The organism is Ralstonia sp. 22086, assembly GCF_052045975.1.
GTDB lineage: Bacteria > Pseudomonadota > Gammaproteobacteria > Burkholderiales > Burkholderiaceae > Ralstonia > Ralstonia wenshanensis.
Genome location: NZ_JBQEPZ010000004.1, coordinates 746,190 through 762,307, shown reverse-complemented (window position 1 = coordinate 762,307; position 16,118 = coordinate 746,190). Strand labels below are relative to the sequence as shown.

General features: G+C 65.9%; 18 protein-coding genes. 10 read left to right on the top strand and 8 right to left on the bottom strand.

All coding sequences use genetic code 11. From position 1 onward, the window contains the following. Positions 1–374: 374 nt before the first annotated feature. Positions 375–884: a DUF1697 domain-containing protein gene (locus ACTJK6_RS20760; protein WP_260801267.1), complete on the top strand. Its 510-nt coding sequence runs from the start codon at positions 375–377 to the stop codon at positions 882–884. A gap of 16 nt (positions 885–900) precedes the next feature. Here the strand turns inward: ACTJK6_RS20760 and ACTJK6_RS20755 are convergent, their stop codons facing one another. Then, positions 901–1,761, bottom strand: a complete 861-nt coding sequence (locus tag ACTJK6_RS20755; protein ID WP_433867713.1) for a c-type cytochrome — start codon at positions 1,759–1,761, stop codon at positions 901–903. Positions 1,762–1,840: 79 nt separating this feature from the next. After that, positions 1,841–3,178 carry a PLP-dependent aminotransferase family protein gene (locus ACTJK6_RS20750; protein WP_440840042.1) on the bottom strand — a complete coding sequence of 446 codons (1,338 nt, stop codon included), beginning with the start codon at positions 3,176–3,178 and terminating at the stop codon, positions 1,841–1,843. An 84-nt stretch (positions 3,179–3,262) separates the two neighbouring features. Here ACTJK6_RS20750 and ACTJK6_RS20745 point away from each other — a divergent pair, with 84 nt between their 5' ends. Both ACTJK6_RS20745 and ACTJK6_RS20740 read left to right on the top strand, forming a co-directional pair. Then, a complete protein-coding gene (locus ACTJK6_RS20745) occupies positions 3,263–3,865 on the top strand; it encodes a DJ-1/PfpI family protein (RefSeq protein ID WP_260772930.1) in 603 nt (200 codons plus the stop codon). 74 nt (positions 3,866–3,939) lie between these two features. Next, positions 3,940–4,272, top strand: coding sequence for a hypothetical protein (locus ACTJK6_RS20740; protein WP_440840040.1), 333 nt, complete (start codon positions 3,940–3,942; stop codon positions 4,270–4,272). A gap of 123 nt (positions 4,273–4,395) precedes the next feature. Here the strand turns inward: ACTJK6_RS20740 and ACTJK6_RS20735 are convergent, their stop codons facing one another. Both ACTJK6_RS20735 and ACTJK6_RS20730 read right to left on the bottom strand, forming a co-directional pair. After that, positions 4,396–5,187 (bottom strand): 5'-methylthioadenosine/adenosylhomocysteine nucleosidase, encoded by a 792-nt coding sequence (locus tag ACTJK6_RS20735; RefSeq protein ID WP_440840039.1) that lies wholly within the window; start codon positions 5,185–5,187, stop codon positions 4,396–4,398. An 85-nt stretch (positions 5,188–5,272) separates the two neighbouring features. Further along, a complete protein-coding gene (locus tag ACTJK6_RS20730; protein WP_440840038.1) occupies positions 5,273–5,959 on the bottom strand; it encodes a DJ-1/PfpI family protein in 687 nt (228 codons plus the stop codon). A gap of 99 nt (positions 5,960–6,058) precedes the next feature. Here ACTJK6_RS20730 and ACTJK6_RS20725 point away from each other — a divergent pair, with 99 nt between their 5' ends. The 3 genes from ACTJK6_RS20725 to ACTJK6_RS20715 all read left to right on the top strand — a co-directional run bounded on the left by ACTJK6_RS20725 (position 6,059) and on the right by ACTJK6_RS20715 (position 8,255). After that, the gene (locus ACTJK6_RS20725; protein ID WP_440840037.1) at positions 6,059–6,994 is read left to right on the top strand and encodes a GlxA family transcriptional regulator; all 936 of its coding nucleotides are present in this window, start codon (positions 6,059–6,061) and stop codon (positions 6,992–6,994) included. 142 nt (positions 6,995–7,136) lie between these two features. Then, a complete protein-coding gene (locus ACTJK6_RS20720) occupies positions 7,137–7,295 on the top strand; it encodes a hypothetical protein (RefSeq protein ID WP_260801259.1) in 159 nt (52 codons plus the stop codon). Between the two features lie 87 nt (positions 7,296–7,382). Beyond that, positions 7,383–8,255: a DUF72 domain-containing protein gene (locus ACTJK6_RS20715; RefSeq protein WP_440840036.1), complete on the top strand. Its 873-nt coding sequence runs from the start codon at positions 7,383–7,385 to the stop codon at positions 8,253–8,255. 29 nt (positions 8,256–8,284) lie between these two features. Here the strand turns inward: ACTJK6_RS20715 and ACTJK6_RS20710 are convergent, their stop codons facing one another. Next, positions 8,285–8,770, bottom strand: a complete 486-nt coding sequence (locus ACTJK6_RS20710) for a winged helix-turn-helix transcriptional regulator (protein ID WP_440840035.1) — start codon at positions 8,768–8,770, stop codon at positions 8,285–8,287. A 117-nt stretch (positions 8,771–8,887) separates the two neighbouring features. Between ACTJK6_RS20710 and ACTJK6_RS20705 the strand changes: the two genes are divergently transcribed. After that, complete coding sequence (locus ACTJK6_RS20705; protein ID WP_440840034.1) at positions 8,888–9,802, top strand: alpha/beta fold hydrolase; 915 nt, start codon at positions 8,888–8,890, stop codon at positions 9,800–9,802. Between the two features lie 78 nt (positions 9,803–9,880). Here the strand turns inward: ACTJK6_RS20705 and ACTJK6_RS20700 are convergent, their stop codons facing one another. Together ACTJK6_RS20700 and ACTJK6_RS20695 are read right to left on the bottom strand one after the other, a co-directional pair. Further along, a complete protein-coding gene (locus ACTJK6_RS20700) occupies positions 9,881–11,215 on the bottom strand; it encodes a sensor histidine kinase (RefSeq protein ID WP_440840057.1) in 1,335 nt (444 codons plus the stop codon). A gap of 8 nt (positions 11,216–11,223) precedes the next feature. After that, the gene (locus ACTJK6_RS20695) at positions 11,224–11,967 is read right to left on the bottom strand and encodes a response regulator (protein WP_440840033.1); all 744 of its coding nucleotides are present in this window, start codon (positions 11,965–11,967) and stop codon (positions 11,224–11,226) included. Positions 11,968–12,176: 209 nt separating this feature from the next. Here ACTJK6_RS20695 and ACTJK6_RS20690 point away from each other — a divergent pair, with 209 nt between their 5' ends. From ACTJK6_RS20690 to ACTJK6_RS20680, 3 genes are all read left to right on the top strand, one after another. Beyond that, on the top strand, positions 12,177–13,946 hold the full coding sequence (locus tag ACTJK6_RS20690) for a cytochrome c biogenesis protein DipZ (protein ID WP_440840031.1): 1,770 nt from the start codon (positions 12,177–12,179) through the stop codon (positions 13,944–13,946). A 205-nt stretch (positions 13,947–14,151) separates the two neighbouring features. After that, positions 14,152–14,568 (top strand): organic hydroperoxide resistance protein, encoded by a 417-nt coding sequence (locus ACTJK6_RS20685; protein WP_260801246.1) that lies wholly within the window; start codon positions 14,152–14,154, stop codon positions 14,566–14,568. An 80-nt stretch (positions 14,569–14,648) separates the two neighbouring features. Further along, a complete protein-coding gene (locus ACTJK6_RS20680) occupies positions 14,649–15,203 on the top strand; it encodes a thioredoxin family protein (protein ID WP_414561548.1) in 555 nt (184 codons plus the stop codon). 34 nt (positions 15,204–15,237) lie between these two features. On the opposite strand, the gene ACTJK6_RS20675 is transcribed toward ACTJK6_RS20680, so the two are convergent. Then, positions 15,238–16,041, bottom strand: a complete 804-nt coding sequence (locus ACTJK6_RS20675; RefSeq protein WP_440840029.1) for an enoyl-CoA hydratase — start codon at positions 16,039–16,041, stop codon at positions 15,238–15,240. Between the last annotated feature and the right edge of the window lie 77 nt (positions 16,042–16,118).

Here is a 16,118-nt window from a genome sequence, read left to right as displayed (position 1 = left end):
CGATGACCGAGCCGGTCTGCCCGCCGAGCGCGCCGCCCACGGCCGCGCCGCCAGCGCCACCCAGCGCGCCGCCCAAGGCATTGCGCAGGTCATCCGCCGCTGCGGGCAAGGCCGTCAGGCCGGCGAGCGTTGCCACAATCAGGGCAGGTGCAATCTTCTTCAACATGGTGTTCTCCTTATGCGCAAATGCAGGATGCGGCACTCAAACCAGTACTGAGGGGGCCGATCCGGGCTCGATGTGTTCGGGGCGCAGAATACAAGTCACGCAACGGGGCGGGTTAAACACATTCGTCAATCTCGTAACAGAATGTTGCCAGTTCGAGGGCGCCCGTAAGCCGTTGATAAGACAGAGGAACAAGAACACAGGAGAACCCATGCCCAGCTATATCGCCTTCCTGCGCGCCGTGAACGTAGGCGGCACCGGCAAACTACCCATGGCCGAACTGCGCGCGATGTGCGAATCGATCGGCCTGAGCGGCGTACGCACCTACATTGCGAGCGGCAACGTGGTCTTTCAGAGCCGGCTGGCAGAGGCGACCATCAAGGCGAAGCTGGAACGCTGCCTGGAGGATTACGCCGGCAAACCCGTGGGCGTGCTCGTGCGCACGGGTGCCGAGCTGGCAGCGGTGCTGGAAGGCAATCCGTTCAAGACGGCGGCACCCAACCGAACGGTCGCGATCTTCCTGGACATGCCGCCACCCGCCGATGCGCTCGCCGCTGCCACGGGCCACAGGGCGGAAGAGATGGCCCTGGGCACCCGCGAAATCTACGTGCACTACGGCGACGGCATGGCCGATTCCAAACTGAAGATCCCCGCCGCCAAGACGGGGACGGCGCGCAACATGAACACCATCGCCACGCTGGTCGACTGGGCGACCGAATAGCGGCGGTAAGCGCAGGTCATTGCGCTGCCGCTTTGCGCTTGGTCATGTGGTGAAAGTACGCCAGCAGATCGTTGAGCTGCGCATCGGACAGCGTCTTCTCGTCGATGGCGGACATGCGTGCGTTGGGCCACCAGCGCAGCGATTGCGGATCGCGGATCAGGTGGCGCAGCTTCTCGTCGCCGAGGTATTCCACGGGGCTGTACGGCACGTTCAGGTCGGGGCCAAGGTTGGCGTCGCCGGCACGATTGAGCGTGTGGCACGAAAAGCAGACGCGCTGGAACGTGGCGAAACCGCGCATGACCGGGCCATCTGCGGGCAGCCCCGCGGCGGGCCGGATGGCCGCGAAGCGCTCGCCCGGCAGCGCCGCCACATCGATGCGCACGATGCTGTAAGTCCACAGGCTTTCGTTCACGACCGACGCCTTGGCCGCGGGCGCCGTCCAGATCAGCCGGAACGGGCCGATGTCCTGGCCCTTGAGCGTCGGCCACGGTGCGGCAGGGTCTTCGACAGCCAGCCAGGCGCGGGGCCCGTCGGCGCGATCGCCCAGCAGCAGGCGCATCGGCAGGTGCGAAACGTAGCCGTCGCTGGCAGCGGTAGTGGCGCTGGCATCCGGGCTGACCGTCTGCCCGCGGAACAGCGCCGTCACCGGGATCGCCTTGAAGGTCAGACGGGCCTTCAGGTTCTGGTCTTCCACGGTCACGCTGGTCAGGTGCGGATCGTGCAGCAATGCATCGCGCGACAGCGTGCGGTGCTCCGTGCCGATGTTGACGGTCAGCGTCGCCCCATCAGCAGGGGCATCGGCTGCATGGGCGGTGCTGCTGAACGCCACGCATGCGCAGAGCGTCCATCCTGCGATCGTCGCAAGCCAGTTCTTCATGAGGTCTCCTGTGGGCAAATCGGGCTGTTTCGTTGCGACGAGAGTGTAGGCAAGCGCACGAGGTTTGGCACGGTTTTCGTTATCGATCCATCTCCGCTTCCACGCGCCGCCTCACGGTCTGCAATGCGGCATCAAGCCGGTCGAGCGCGACGGAGCCCAGCGCCAGACGCAGCGCATGCGGTACCTGCTTCGATGTCGCAAACGGCTCTGCGGTCGACACGGAGATGCCGTCCTGCTGCAGCGCCACGGCGACGCGGTCGGCGCGCACCTCAGGCGGCAGTGCAAGCCAGACAAAGTACGACACCGGATGTGTGACCAGCGTCAGCCCGGCCAGCGCCTTGCGGGCAATCGCCTGACGCGCTGCGGCATCGCACCGTTTCTCGGCCTCCAGGCGCTCGACCGTGCCGTCGTCCAGCCATGCGCATGCGAGGCTGGTGACAATGGCCGGGGTGTTCCACGTCGTGGCGCGGATGGCACGTTCCAGTTGCGGCACCCACACCGCCGGCGCGGCAACGAAGCCGAAACGCAGGCCGGTGGCAACGCTCTTCGATAGACCCGAGATGTAGATGGTTGATTCCGGCGCCAGCGCAGCCAGCGGCACCGGCGGGTTGTCTTCCAGAAAGGCATAGGCCGCGTCCTCCACGGCGAGCAGGCCGTGGCGGCGCACGATGGCTGCCAGTTGGCGCCGCCAGCCGATGCCGCTCACCCAGCCGAGCGGGTTGTGCAGCGTCGGCATGACGTAGACGGCGCGTACACGGCGGCGTGCGCACAGCCGCTCCAATGCATCCGGGTCCAACCCTTGCCCGGCGGGCGGCAGCGGCGCCAGTTCCAGATGCAGCATCTCGGCGATGACCTTGAAACCGGGATACGTCAGCGCGTCCACCGCCACCACATCGCCAGGCTTGAGCAGCGCCATCGCAGTCACGGCCAGACCGTGCTGCGCACCGTCGACCACGAGTACGTTGTCCGGCGCGACAGGCAAACCGCGCCGTGCTAGGTGGCGCGCAACGCAGGCGCGTTCATGCGTGCGGCCGCCATGCGGTGCATAGCGCAACAACGCATCCAGATCGCCCCCGGCGGCCAGTTTGCGCAACGCGCGGCTCAACAGCCGGGCCTGTCCGGGCAGCGACGGATAGTTGAAGTTCAGATCCACCACGCCGGCGGCCACGGCCTGCTGGTCGATACCGAGGCCGCGCGGCAGCGTGTTCTCGCGCACGAAGGTGCCGCGCCCCACTTCGCCGCTCACCAGGCCCATCGCTTCAAGCTCGGCATACACGCGCGTGGCCGTGACCAGCGCAACGCCGTGCCGCTGCGCCAGTTGCCGGTGCGTGGGCAGGCGCGTGCCGGGCGGCAAACGGCCGCTGCGGATGTGCGTGGCCAGCTCGTCGACGAGCGGCTGATAGCGAGCCTGGGTCATGTCTGGTGTACTAAGGACAATTTTTTGATTGTATTGCCCCATGCCCCTAGCATGCGATCTTTCCCAACGCGACAGCACACGATCATGCACATCGCCATCCTCACCTTCGATGGGTTCAACGAACTGGATTCGCTTATCGCTTTTGGCGTGCTTCACCGCATCAAGAAACCGGACTGGCGCGTGAGCCTGTGTTGCCCGCATACCGAAGTCACTTCGATGAACGGCGTGACGATGCATGCGCAATCGATGCTGGAAGACGCACGCACCGCAGATGCCGTGCTCGTCGGCAGCGGCATCCGCACGCGCGACGTGGTAGCCGATCCGGCTTTGATGGCGCGGCTGGCGCTCGATCCGTCACGTCAGTTGATTGGGGCGCAGTGCTCGGGCACGTTGGTATTGGCCAAGCTGGGGCTGCTCGGCAACGTGCCAGCCTGCACAGACCTGACCACCAAGCCCTGGGTGCAGGAAGCCGGCGTGGAAGTGCTGAACCAGCCGTTCTACGCCAACGGCAATGTGGCGACGGCAGGCGGCTGCTTTGCTTCGCCGTACCTGGCGGCGTGGGTGATTGCACGCACGGAAGGCGTGGAGGCCGCAGCAGAGGCGTTGCACTACGTGGCGCCCGTCGGCGAGAAAGAGGCCTACGTGGAAAACGCCCTGCGCAACCTGCGGCCTCACCTGCCTGGCTGATCGCGGGTGCGTTGGACAGCCGATAGACTGGACGGCCCTTCACGCATCGCAGACACGCGATCAGGAGTCACTTCTTGAACACGCTGACGACACTGAAGACGCTGGCCATTCCCGTTACCGTTGCGCTGCTGGCCCACAGCGCTGGCGCGTTTGCAGCCGAAAGCCTGGCCAACGGCATCAAGCGCCGTGCGCCGCAAGGCATTTCCACCAAGTTGTATGCGTGCGTCGACAAGGCGCCGGACAATGCCGACGCTATCGACGCATGTCTCTCCACAGAAAAGACCGCGCAAGACGAGCGTCTGGACCGCTCGTACAAAACGCTCTTGAGCCGATTGAATGGCAAGCCAAAAGAGGCACTGTTCAGAGCAGGCGTGGCAGGACTTTCACACCAAAACGGCCGCCCTTGAAACCGCCATCTACGGCAAGGACAAGCGCGACGATCTGCAGCGCCTCGAAAACGAAGTCTTCCGCCTGAGCGAGCGCGCCAACGCACTCGACAAGTATCTGGCCACGAAGGGGCAATAAACCGTTCAGGCCGCGGCGGTCGTCGACAGCCAATTACGCAGGATGGCCACGCTGTAGCGTGAATCCACCTGTGCGATGAACTGCGCGAAGTCGACGCTGGCGGCATCATCGGCGCGGTCGGAAATCGTCCTGATCGCGGCAAACGGCACGCCCCACTCGTGGCACACCTGCGCCACGGCGGCGCCTTCCATCTCGACGGCCAGGGCATCCGGCAATGCCGTACGCAGCACCGCGCTTTCTGCCGAGGTGCAGACAAAGCGGTCTCCGCTGACGATCAGGCCGCGATGCACCTGCGGCGCCGCAATCCCGAACGCGCGCATGACATCCGGGCCGAGCAACGCATGCGGATCCGCCAACACCGCGCCGGCGCTTTCCCGCAACCCGTTAGCGAGCGACGTGTCAGCGGGGAAACGTGCCATGCCGGTCAGCGGAATCTCCCAGCGCGGGAACAGCGGCGACGCATCAACATCGTGCTGCAGCAGTTCTTCTGACACCACGACGTCGCCCACGGCCACGCCCGGCGCCAATGCGCCGGCCACGCCGGCAAACACCACCGCGCGTACGTTGAACTGCGTGATCAGCACCGCCGTGGTGGACGCCGCAGCGACCTTGCCGACGCGCGACAGCACCACAACCACCGCGTGGCCGTCGAGCCAGCCCGTCCAGAAATCGCGGCTGCCGATGTGGACGCACTGTGCATCTGTCAGCCACGTCAGCAGCTCGTTGATCTCTTCATGCAGGGCAGCAACGATGCCGATCGGGCCACGGGCGTTGGGCTGGGAAGACGGAATGTTCATGCAGGAGGCGGCGCCCCGCTTGGGGCGTGGATACGTCGAAAGACGCCATTGTCGCCGCAATCCGGCCGCCCGCCGGCGCCGTTGCTCAGAGGTGCTGCGCCGCCCGCTGCACGGCGTCATGGCGATCGGCCCGCAAACGATCGAGCCGCGAGGTCACCGCTTCGAGAATCTCCGGTGCCGCGCGCTCGGGGCGGCCGCAATCGAACGGCGGCGCCGGGGCGTATTCGATACCGAGCTGCACAGCCTGCGCATGCTCGGCGCCGGCAATGTCGGCCATGACGGTCAGCGCCATGTCGATGCCGGCCGTCACGCCGCCGCCGGTGATGAGATTGCCGTCACGCACCACACGGGCTTCATCTACGGTGGCGCCAAACGCCGGCAGCAGGTTGCGCCAGGCCCAGTGGCAGGCCGCGCGCTTGCCCTGCAGCAACCCTGCCGCACCCAGCACCAGCGAGCCAGTGCAGACGGAGGTGACATAGCGCGCGCCGTCGGCCAGTCGCCGCACCTGGCGCACGAACTCGGCATCTTCCATGGCTTCGATCACGCCAAAACCGCCGGGCACGCAGATCAAGTCGGCATGCGGGATATCCGCCAGCCGCTGCACGTTCGAGATCGTGAGACCGCCATCGGCATGGATCTCGCCACCGGCTGCGGAAGCCACCACGCATTGCGCGCCCGGCAGCCGCCAGAACACTTCATGCGGGCCGGTGAAATCGAGCTGGGTGACGCGGTTGTACAGCGCAAAGACAACGATGAACGGGGAATTCGTCATGGTTCGGCTCTCCTGAGCGTGATGCGGTGGTGGTTGACGCTTCACAGGATCGCGCTCTATCGTGTTGGCAGCAATGACCAGTCTCCCACTTTTTCTGCCATGGCCCACCGCATCGCTGTGCTGATCTTTCCGGACTTCCAACTGCTCGACGCCGCCGGGCCGGTGGCGGCATTTGAAGTCGCCAGCCGGTATCGTGACGACCACTACGCACTGCGCATGATTGCCGCGCAGGCCGGCCTTGTTCGTAGTTCGTCCGGTGCCCGCTGGGATGCCGACGCCCTGCCCCCGGCCAGCCAGGTCGACACGCTGCTCATTGCCGGCGGCGACGGCGTGGATGCAGCCATGGCCGATGCGCGCACGCGCCGCTTTGTGCAGCGCTGCGCAGCCCGCGGCGCGCGCGTCGCCAGCGTGTGTTCGGGCAGCCTGTTACTGGCCGCCACGGGCTTGCTGAACGGCCGTCGCGCCACGACCCACTGGAGCCGCAGCGAGCAGTTCGCGCGCACGTTTCCGCAGGTGCAGCTCGAACCCGACCACATCTACGTGAACGACGGCCCGATCTGGACCAGCGCCGGCATCAGCGCGGGCATCGACCTGGCGCTTGCCCTCATCGCCGAAGACCTGGGCGAGCGCCTGGCACGCGCGGTGGCGCGGCAGTTGGTCGTGTACTACCGCCGGCCCGGCGGGCAGTCGCAGTTTTCAGCGCTGAATGAGATGGATTCGGCACGCGGCCGCTTCAAGCCGCTGCTCGACCACGTGCGGCGCAACCTGGGCGCACCGCATCGCGTGGGCGATCTGGCCGAGCACGCCTGCATGAGCCCGCGCCATTTCGCACGCGCGTTTCAGGTTGAAACCGGTCTCACGCCTGCAAAGGCCGTGGAAAAATTGCGCGTGGAGGCTGCACGCGCCGCGCTGGAAAGCGGTGCCGTCTCCATGCAGCGCGTGGCCACCGAATGCGGTTTTGGCGATACCGAGCGCATGCGGCGCAGTTTCCAGCGCCTGTTGGGTGTACCTCCGTCTTCATTGCGCGCACGCTAACTTCACTTAAACCCGCACCGCTGCGCCATTCGCCTTCCTCAGGCCCAAACTTTGCGTCCGAGCTCCGGCGCCGCCCAACCTCGACAAGAAAGGGCGAGCAAAACGGACACCGGGAACGCAACGAGCGAAGGAGGAGACGCGTATGAACACTCGGGAAATGCTGGCCATCGTGGGCGTTACGCTGGCCGTGATCACAGCCTATTCGCTTGCCCGCGATCTGACCGACGAGCCGCTGGGCCTGCGGGCGCCGCAGACCGGTCTCGTGTACGTGCAAGCGCAGGTGAATGCGCCGCATCAGTGACGCGCATGGCGCGCAAAGGCCGCCGCACCTCCCTGACCGAATGACCGCCGCGGCTGGTGAAAGACATCGCCCGCGCGGGGCACAGCAATGACCGTGCACATCGGCATTTCAGGGTGGCGCTACGCAGGGTGGCGCGGCGTGTTCTACCCGGAAGACCTGGCACAGCGCCGCGAGCTGGAATATGCATCGCGCCAGTTCGACACCATCGAGATCAACGGCTCGCACTACTCGCTGCAATCGATCACAAGCTGGAAGGCCTGGCACGACACCGCGCCCGACGGCTTTGTTTTTGCCGTCAAGGGGCCGCGCTACCTGACCCACATGCTGCGCTTCCGTGACGAGACGGCGGTGCCGGCGCTGGCTAACTTCTTCGCTTCCGGGGTGCTGGCGCTGCGGCGCAAGCTCGGGCCGTTCCTGTGGCAATTTCCGCCCAGCTACCGGTTCGATGCAGAACGGTTCGAGCGCTTCCTGTCACTGTTGCCGCGCGACACGGCAGCCGCTCGTGCGCTGGCCCGACAGCACGATGGGCGCGTCAAGGCACCCTGGTTTGCCACGCGCGGGCAGCAGCGCCTGCGTCATGCGGTGGAAGTGCGCCACGACAGCTTCTGCACACCGGAGTTTGCCGCGCTCCTGCGCCGGCATCACGCTGCGGTGGTGGTCTCACATGCCATTGCGGACTGGCCGTACCTTGAAGACGTGACGAGCGATTTCGTCTACCTGCGCCTGCACGGCGCCGATGCGCTCTACAGCGGCGCCTATGCCGATGCCGCGCTGGACCGCTGGGCCGACCGCATCCGCCAATGGGCTGCGGGGAGCGAGCCGGCCGACGCACATCGCGTTGGCGCGCCCGCCAAACTGCGGCGCAGCGGCCGCGACATCTATTGCTACTTCGATAACGATAAAAAAGTCGAAGCGCCTTCCGATGCGCGACGCTTGCTCGAACGGCTGCGTGCCGAATGAGATGACGGCTCGCGTCTGAGCGCTAGCGCTCAGCCCGCCTTCGCCCGCTGGCGCTTCGCCTGCTTGACGGCTGCGGGGTGGACGACCGCCGTATCCTCCGGTGCCAGGGCACGCCCGTCTTGCGCACGGAGTTCAAGGCGGGGCACCGGCTTCCCCGTTGCCTTGTCGACGAGGACAACGTGCGCCTCATCCGGCGCAAAGCAGAACGCTTCACCCCACTGCCGCAGCGCCACGAGCAATGTAAACAGCGCGCGTCCTTTCTCGGTCAGCACATAGTCCTGATACGCGCTGCCGTCTGACGCCGGCACCGTCTCGAGAATGTCGTGCGCCACGAGGTTGCGCAGGCGCACCGCCAGGATGTTTTTCGACAGGCCCAGACTGCGCTGAAACTCGCCAAAACGGCGCAGGCCATCGAACGCATCCCGAACGATCAGCAGCGACCACCAGTCGCCAATGGCATCCAGCGGCCTGGCGACGCCGCAAAGAGACTCCGCGTGGCTCGTACGTTTGACCATCTGTATCGCGCTTGCTGTGCGCGTCCTCATATTCAATGTGGTTGCAATATAAAACCTCGACTGCTATAACGCAACGGTTTCATATTGCAACCACTTAAGGCAAGGAGGAAGCACGACATGCGCGTTGATACGTTCGATGGGATGTACCCCTATACCCCCCGCTTTACCGATGCACCGGGCTTCTCGATGCATTTCGTGGACGAGGGCCCCGCCGATGGCGAAGTCGTGCTGTGTCTGCATGGCGAGCCCACATGGGGTTTCCTCTTCCGGCACCTGATCGCGGCACTGCGCGGCGCCCACCGCGTGGTGGCGCTCGACCACATGGGCTTTGGCAGGAGCGAAACACCGCCATCTCACAGCTACTGGTTGCAAGACCACATCGACAACCTTGAGCGCTTCGTGCTCGCGCTGGACCTGCGCGGCATCACGCTCGTCATGCACGACTTTGGCGGGCCAGTCGGGATGGGGCTCGCGTCACGGCATCCGGATCGCATTCGGCGCATCGTCAGCGTCAACGGGCCAACGCCGTTCGGGCAGGCGACGTTGGGTGAACGCCTGGCCGCCAACGCGGCAGTGTCGCCATGGTTTCAGTGGATCATGCGGGCCGAATCGGAGGGGCGTCTTGAAGCCGTACTGGGTGAACTCGGCTTCAACATCCTCAGCACCTTAAAGCTCAACGGCTTTGAAGACCACGGGCTCATCAACGATGCGTGGTTGCAGGCGTACGGCGCGCGCTTTGCAACGCCGGCGGACTGCGCTGGCGCCATCGGTTGGGCCAAAGGCTTTGCGACCGGCGCCCATCGCTTTGAAGTGCCGGACGCTGCAGCGCGCCGTGCCATCGCCACCAAACCCGCCATGGCGATTTGGGGCATGGCAGACCGCACGTTGCATGCAGTGCATTTCCTGCCGCTGTTCAGTGAGCTGTTTCCGGACGCGCCGGTGCATCGGTTGCCCGGCGTTGGGCATTACAGCTTTGAAGATGCGCCCGGTGCGATTGCCGATCGCATCGCGACGTTTCTCGCGCAAACGTGAGGGCGTAGCATCCGCCAGCTACCACGCCGCATACATGCACAGAACACAGCGAACGCGAAGCCGGCGCCCAAGCGCAGGCTACGCTTGCTCGCGCTGCCCTGGCGCGGCCGCCTGGCCGAGCCTGACTTCCGCCACCAGCCCACCGCCTTCGCGATTGCGCAACGTGAGCCCGCCGCCTGCAGCCACAGCCAACTGCTGCGCGATCGCCAGGCCCAGCCCCGTGCCGCCCGTCTCGCGGCTGCGCGAATTCTCCAGCCGCACAAACGGCTGCAGCACCGCATCGAGCTTGTCTTCCGGAATACCGGGCCCGCGGTCGCGCACTTCGATCACCACGGCATCGCCGTCGCGGCGCACACTCACTTCGGCCGCGCCACCAAACTTGATCGCGTTGTCGGTCAGGTTGGTCAACACGCGGCGCAATGCGTGCGGGCGCGTGACGATCGCACCGGTAGCGTGCTGCTCCAGCGTGACGGGCTTGCCGGTGTCCTGGTAGTCGTACACCAGGCTTTCGACAAACGATCCGACGTCGATGCGCGAGGGCTTTTCACCATCGCCATGCGCGCTGCGCGCATAGGCCAGGCCCTCGCGCACGAGCGTTTCAATCTCGGCCAGATCGCCCAGCAGCTTGCGCTTTTCTTCGGAGTCTTCCGCCAGTTCGGCGCGCAGCTTCATGCGCGTGATGGGCGTCTGCAAGTCATGCGAAATGGCGGCCAGAATCTGCACGCGCTCTTCGACAAAGCGGGCAATGCGCTGGCGCATGGCGTTGAACGCGTGCGCGGCGCGGGCCAGTTCGGTCGGGCCGTTCTCGTCCAGCGGGGGCGTCTGGGCGTTGGGGTTGAGTGCGTCGGCGGCGTCGGCCAATGCCGCCAGCGGGCGGATCGACAATCGCACCGCAAACCAGCAGCACACGATCAGCAACAGCAATTGCACCACCAGCACATACGGCAGCCACTGCGCAATGGGCGTCATGCGTGGATGCACGTCAATGGTGAGCGTGCTGCCGTCGCTGAGCGTGAGGTGTGCCTGCAGTTGCTTGCCGTCGCCCGGTATCGACTCCACCGTCACGGGAAAGCGTCCCCCGCTTGCCTCGCTGATGCGGGCGGCGATGTCCTTGCCACGCTGCGTCATCTCAGGAACACCGGGCAGGCCGGGGCCGAGGATGTACTGATAGTTGCCGCGGTTCAAACGCGGCAGCCACTGCGGGCGCTCTTCCGCGGGCAGGCGATCGAGGATGGCGATTGCTGTGGACACATCGGTTTCCAATGTGCCGAGCATCACCTCGCGCGCGCTCATGTAGCGCTCGGAAAACAGCACGGCAAACGACAGCGCATACGCCACCACCAACCCCGCCAGCAGGATCACAAAGAGGCGCGAGCCCAGCGTGCGCGGCCATGCCCAGGCACGCGCGCTCATGGTTGTGGTCATTGGCGGGCCTCCTTGATCTCCACCGGCTTGGCAAAGACATAGCCCTCGCTGCGCACGGTCTTGATGTACGCCGGATCGCGCGCGTCGTCGTTCAGGCGCTGGCGCAGGCGGCTGACCAGCAGGTCGACGGATCGCTCGAACATCTCGGCCTCGCGGCCCTGCGTGAGGTTGAGCAGTTGATCGCGGTTGAACACGCGCATCGGGTGGTCGACAAACACGCGCAGCAGCCGGTATTCCGCGCCGCTCAGCGCAACGATGGTGCCCTCGGCGTCGATCAGGTGGCGCGCGGTGGTATCGAGGTGCCAATCGCCAAAGGCCAGCATCTGCCCAGCTTCGGAGACCTGCAGGTTGGGCGGCAGCATGCGCGTGCGGCGCAGCACTGCCTTGATGCGGGCGAGCAACTCGCGCGCGGCAAACGGCTTGGCCAGGTAATCGTCGGCGCCCATTTCCAGGCCGATGATGCGGTCGGTCTCGTCGTCGCGCGCGGTCAGCATCAGCACGGGCGTGGCCTTGTGCTTGCCGGCGCGCAGTTCACGGCACAGCACCAGGCCGTCGTCGCCGGGCAGCATCAGGTCGAGCACGATCAGGTCGACGGTGTTGGCCTCCAGGAACGCACGCATGTGGCGCCCGTCGGGCGAGGCGGTCACCCGCAGCCCGTTCTTGGTGAGATAGGTCGAAACGAGTTCGCGAATCTCGCGGTCATCATCGACGATCAGGATGTGGTCGACGTGGGCGTCCATGGGTGGTGACCTCGGCACGATGGAAGGTGGAAGGAAGGCGCCATTTTGCGCCTCTCCGAGTGACGTCGCGAGCCCGCGTTGTATCGCAATGCATCTGGCGGATGCGTTTGTACAGTCCGATACAAAGTCGCCCCTGCGGCGATACAAGCCAGCTACGCGCGCGGCGTCTGATAGAGGCCATCCCGATCCCTTGCCAAGGAATGTCGACCATGAGCCTGCTGATACTCGCCTACCTGGGCGGCGCGCTGACCATCCTGAGTCCGTGCATCCTGCCCGTTCTGCCGTTTGTGCTGAGCCGTACCGGCCAGCCCTTTTTGCGCAGCAAGCTGCCGATGCTCGCCGGCATGGCGCTCACCTTTGCCGGCTTTGCGACGCTGCTCTCGGCGGGCGGTGCGTGGGCGGTGCGCGCCAATGAAGTCGGCCGCTTTGCGGCGCTCGCGCTGCTGGCCGTGTTCGGGCTGTCGCTGCTGTGGCCCAGGCTGGGCGATCTGATGGCCCGGCCGGTTATGGCGCTGGGCAACCGGCTGGCGGGGCAAGCGTCGACCGGCAGCGCCTCGGCAGAACCTTCGGTGGCGGGCTCGCTGTTGCTGGGCGTCGCCACGGGGATGCTGTGGGCGCCGTGCGCCGGCCCGATCCTCGGGTTGGTGCTGACCGGCGTGGCGCTCAATGGCGCGAGCGTGTCCAGCGCGCTGGCGCTGGCGGCCTATGCCGCGGGTGCGGCCACGTCGTTGGCAGCAGCATTGGGGCTGGGCGGCCGCGTGTTCACGGCCATGAAGCGCTCCATGGGCCTGGGCGAGTGGGCGCGTCGCATCATGGGCGCAAGCGTGCTGGGCGGCGTGGCCCTCATCGGGCTGGGCGCCGATACGGGCCTGCTGGCGCGCCTGTCTTCCGGCGGCACCACGCAACTTGAACAGGCACTGGTCAACGGGTTGGGCGTGACTCGGCCGACACCCCAGGCCAGCCTCAACGTGGTGTCCGAAGCCAACGCCGCGCCGGTGGCCAAGCCCAGCGGCTTGCCCGTGGAAGGCCGCCTGGCCTCGTTCGACGGCGCGGTGCAGTGGCTCAACTCCGCGCCGCTCACAGCCGACCAACTGCGCGGCAAGGTCACGCTGGTCTATTTCTGGACGTACTCGTGCATCAACTGCATCCGCACGCTGCCATACCTGCGCGCGTGGGCCGACAAGTACAAGGACCAGGGCCTGACCGTGGTCGGCGTGCACACGCCGGAATTCGCGTTCGAGAAGTCGCCCGAGAACGTCGCCCGCGCCGTCAGCGGCTTCCGCCTCAATTTCCCGGTCGCCATCGACAGCAACTACCGCATCTGGAATGCCTTCCACAACAGCTACTGGCCCGCCGCGTACTTTGTCGATGCCCAGGGCAACATCCGGCACCACCAGTTTGGCGAGGGTGATTACGCCGCCTCTGAGCGCGTCATCCAGGCGCTGCTGGCGGAGGCAGGCAACCAGCAGGTGGCGGGCGGCGTTGTCGTGCCCGATGCGCCCGGCGCGCAAGCCGCACCAGACCTGGACAACGTCCGCTCACCGGAAACGTATGTCGGCTACGCGCAAGCCACGCGTTTTGCATCGCCCGGCGGCGCACAGATCGGCACGTCGCACGCATACCGCGTCGGCAAGCTCGGCCTGAACGATTGGGGCTTGTCCGGCCAATGGACCATCGACGCCGAGCAGGCCACGCTGGACCGCGCTGACGGCAGCATCGTCTACCGATTCCACGCACGAGACCTGCACCTCGTGCTCGGGCCCGCCGCCGATGGCCGTGCGGTGCGCTTCACCGTCACGATCGACGGCAAGGCCCCCGGCGCCAGTCACGGTGCCGACACCGATGCAAACGGCAATGGCGCCGTCACGCAAACGCGCCTCTACCAGCTCGTCCGGCAAGCCGGCACGGTGGGCGAGCACACGTTCGAGATCCGCTTTCTCGATGCTGGGGCGCATGCCTACGCCTTCACCTTCGGCTGACCGCGCGCGGCCGTTTTGTACGCGTTTGTATCCAGACGCGACGCAGATACGTACCCAGACAAAACGGCCCTTCCGCGCTACTTCAGGGATACGTCGGCCTTCTTTAATACGTCTCGTGGCCCCGGCAACCAGCGAACACCAAGCCGCTGACGCCGGGACGCAAATCCAACCCTCGTCTTCCCCCTTCATCCAAAAGGAGATCACCATGACCCGCATCGAGAACGTTCTGTACACCGCCAAGGTCAACGTCACCGGCGGCCGCGACGGCCAGGCGCACAGCGATGACGACCGCCTGAACCTGAAGCTCTCGCCCCCGGGCAGCAACGGCCGCGGCACGAATCCCGAGCAACTGTTTGCCGCAGGGTGGTCGGCCTGCTTTATCGGCGCGATGGGCCGTGCGGCCAGCCAGATGAAGATCAAGCTGCCGGCCGATCTGGCCTTGAACACCGAAGTCGACCTGGGCACCACCGACGACGCTTTCTTCCTGCAGGCACGGCTGAACGTAAGCCTGCCGGGCCTGGACCGCGAAGTCGCCCAAGCCGTGGTGGAAGCGGCCCACCAACTCTGCCCGTATTCGAAGGCCACGCGCGGCAACATCCACGTCGAGCTGAACCTGGTCTGACGCACCGCATGGCCCGCCGCACGCCGCACGCCACCAATGGCCGCGGGCCTTCGCTCTCAACCTTTCACGGATTCCACATCATGCGCACGACCTTCCGCGCCGCCCTCGCGGCACTCGCCATCGGCGCCGTCTACTTTGTCGGGACTGGCGCGCCCGCCTTCAGCCAGACCGCGGCCACCGGCGCCGCCGCGCCAGAATTCACGGGCATCAACCAGTGGCTGAATTCACAACCGCTGTCCATGAAGGACCTGCGCGGCAAGGTCGTGCTGGTGGATTTCTGGACGTACTCCTGCATCAACTGCCTCAACACGCTGCCGCACGTGAAGCAGTGGTACGACAAATACAAGGATCAGGGCCTGGTCGTGGTGGGCGTGCACACACCGGAATACGCGTTCGAAAAATCGACCGCCAACGTGCAGGAAGCGCTCAAGCGCCTGGACGTGCGCTACCCGGTCGCGCAGGACAACAGCTACGCAACGTGGTCAGCCTTCCACAACCAGTTCTGGCCCGCGCTGTACCTGATCGATGCCGACGGTCGCATCGTCTACCAGCACTTTGGCGAAGGCCGCTACGCTGAAACGGAAGCCGCCATCCAGAAGCTGCTGGCAAATCAAAAGCCGCAGAAGCCCGCGTGACGGCGCGGCGGGAGACAACCCGCCCGCACGGCGCTTACGAGCGCCAACGGGCGGGGCGTTTTTCCAGGAAGGCGTCGATGCCCTCGCCGGCGTCTTCTTCCATCATGTTGCGGGCCATGACATCGCCTGCGTAAGCGTAGGCATCGGCAAGCGGCATCTGGCGTTGCCGGTAGAACATCGCCTTGCCGTAGCGGATGGCGGAGGGGCTCTTCGAAACGATGTCCGCCACCTTGCGAGCCACGGCAGCATCCAGCTCCTCAGCCGGCACGGCCTCGTTGATGAGGCCCCAGTCGGCGGCCGTGGCGGCATCGATAAAGCGGCCCGTCACGAGCATGTCGAATGCGCGCTTCGCAAGCACGTTGCGCGACAACGCCACCGCAGGCGTCGAGCAGAACAGGCCGACGTTGATGCCCGACACCGCAAACCGCGCCGCATCGGAGGCAATGGCCAAGTCACAACTGCCAACTAACTGGCAGCCCGCCGCAGTCGCCACGCCATGCACGCGGGCGATAACCGGCACCGGCAGCGCCTGAATCGCCTGCATCACCACGCTGCATCGCGCAAACAGCCCCTGGTAATACGCAAGTTCAGGTGTGCCGCGCATTTCCCGCAAGTCGTGTCCGGCGCAGAAGGCCTTGCCCTCGGCGCCGAGCACCACGCAGCGCACCGTCGCGTCTTGCGCAATGTCGTCCAACACGCGCTGCAGCGCATCCAGCATGGCTTCGGATAACGCATTGAACTGCAGGGGTCGATTCAGCCGCAGGGTGACGACACCGTCGCGGTCATCGCGCAGGACGGGTGCGTCGGCGGCGGCGTTGGTGGTGGGGTGAGGTTGCATGCGCGCGCTCCTTTGCAGGCAGGTGCCCTGGGGTGGGCACCAGTCTATCCCTGCAGCGCCCGCGTCGCACTCAGGCG

Coding starts and splice junctions, on each gene's coding strand:
- ACTJK6_RS20760 (WP_260801267.1), top strand. CDS start 375: ATGCCCAGCTATATCGCCTTCCTGCGCGCCGTGAACGTAGGCGGCACC.
- ACTJK6_RS20755 (WP_433867713.1), bottom strand. CDS start 1,761: ATGAAGAACTGGCTTGCGACGATCGCAGGATGGACGCTCTGCGCATGC.
- ACTJK6_RS20750 (WP_440840042.1), bottom strand. CDS start 3,178: ATGACCCAGGCTCGCTATCAGCCGCTCGTCGACGAGCTGGCCACGCAC.
- ACTJK6_RS20745 (WP_260772930.1), top strand. CDS start 3,263: ATGCACATCGCCATCCTCACCTTCGATGGGTTCAACGAACTGGATTCG.
- ACTJK6_RS20735 (WP_440840039.1), bottom strand. CDS start 5,187: ATGAACATTCCGTCTTCCCAGCCCAACGCCCGTGGCCCGATCGGCATC.
- ACTJK6_RS20730 (WP_440840038.1), bottom strand. CDS start 5,959: ATGACGAATTCCCCGTTCATCGTTGTCTTTGCGCTGTACAACCGCGTC.
- ACTJK6_RS20725 (WP_440840037.1), top strand. CDS start 6,059: ATGGCCCACCGCATCGCTGTGCTGATCTTTCCGGACTTCCAACTGCTC.
- ACTJK6_RS20720 (WP_260801259.1), top strand. CDS start 7,137: ATGAACACTCGGGAAATGCTGGCCATCGTGGGCGTTACGCTGGCCGTG.
- ACTJK6_RS20715 (WP_440840036.1), top strand. CDS start 7,383: ATGACCGTGCACATCGGCATTTCAGGGTGGCGCTACGCAGGGTGGCGC.
- ACTJK6_RS20710 (WP_440840035.1), bottom strand. CDS start 8,770: ATGGTCAAACGTACGAGCCACGCGGAGTCTCTTTGCGGCGTCGCCAGG.
- ACTJK6_RS20705 (WP_440840034.1), top strand. CDS start 8,888: ATGCGCGTTGATACGTTCGATGGGATGTACCCCTATACCCCCCGCTTT.
- ACTJK6_RS20700 (WP_440840057.1), bottom strand. CDS start 11,215: ATGAGCGCGCGTGCCTGGGCATGGCCGCGCACGCTGGGCTCGCGCCTC.
- ACTJK6_RS20695 (WP_440840033.1), bottom strand. CDS start 11,967: ATGGACGCCCACGTCGACCACATCCTGATCGTCGATGATGACCGCGAG.
- ACTJK6_RS20690 (WP_440840031.1), top strand. CDS start 12,177: ATGAGCCTGCTGATACTCGCCTACCTGGGCGGCGCGCTGACCATCCTG.
- ACTJK6_RS20685 (WP_260801246.1), top strand. CDS start 14,152: ATGACCCGCATCGAGAACGTTCTGTACACCGCCAAGGTCAACGTCACC.
- ACTJK6_RS20680 (WP_414561548.1), top strand. CDS start 14,649: ATGCGCACGACCTTCCGCGCCGCCCTCGCGGCACTCGCCATCGGCGCC.
- ACTJK6_RS20675 (WP_440840029.1), bottom strand. CDS start 16,041: ATGCAACCTCACCCCACCACCAACGCCGCCGCCGACGCACCCGTCCTG.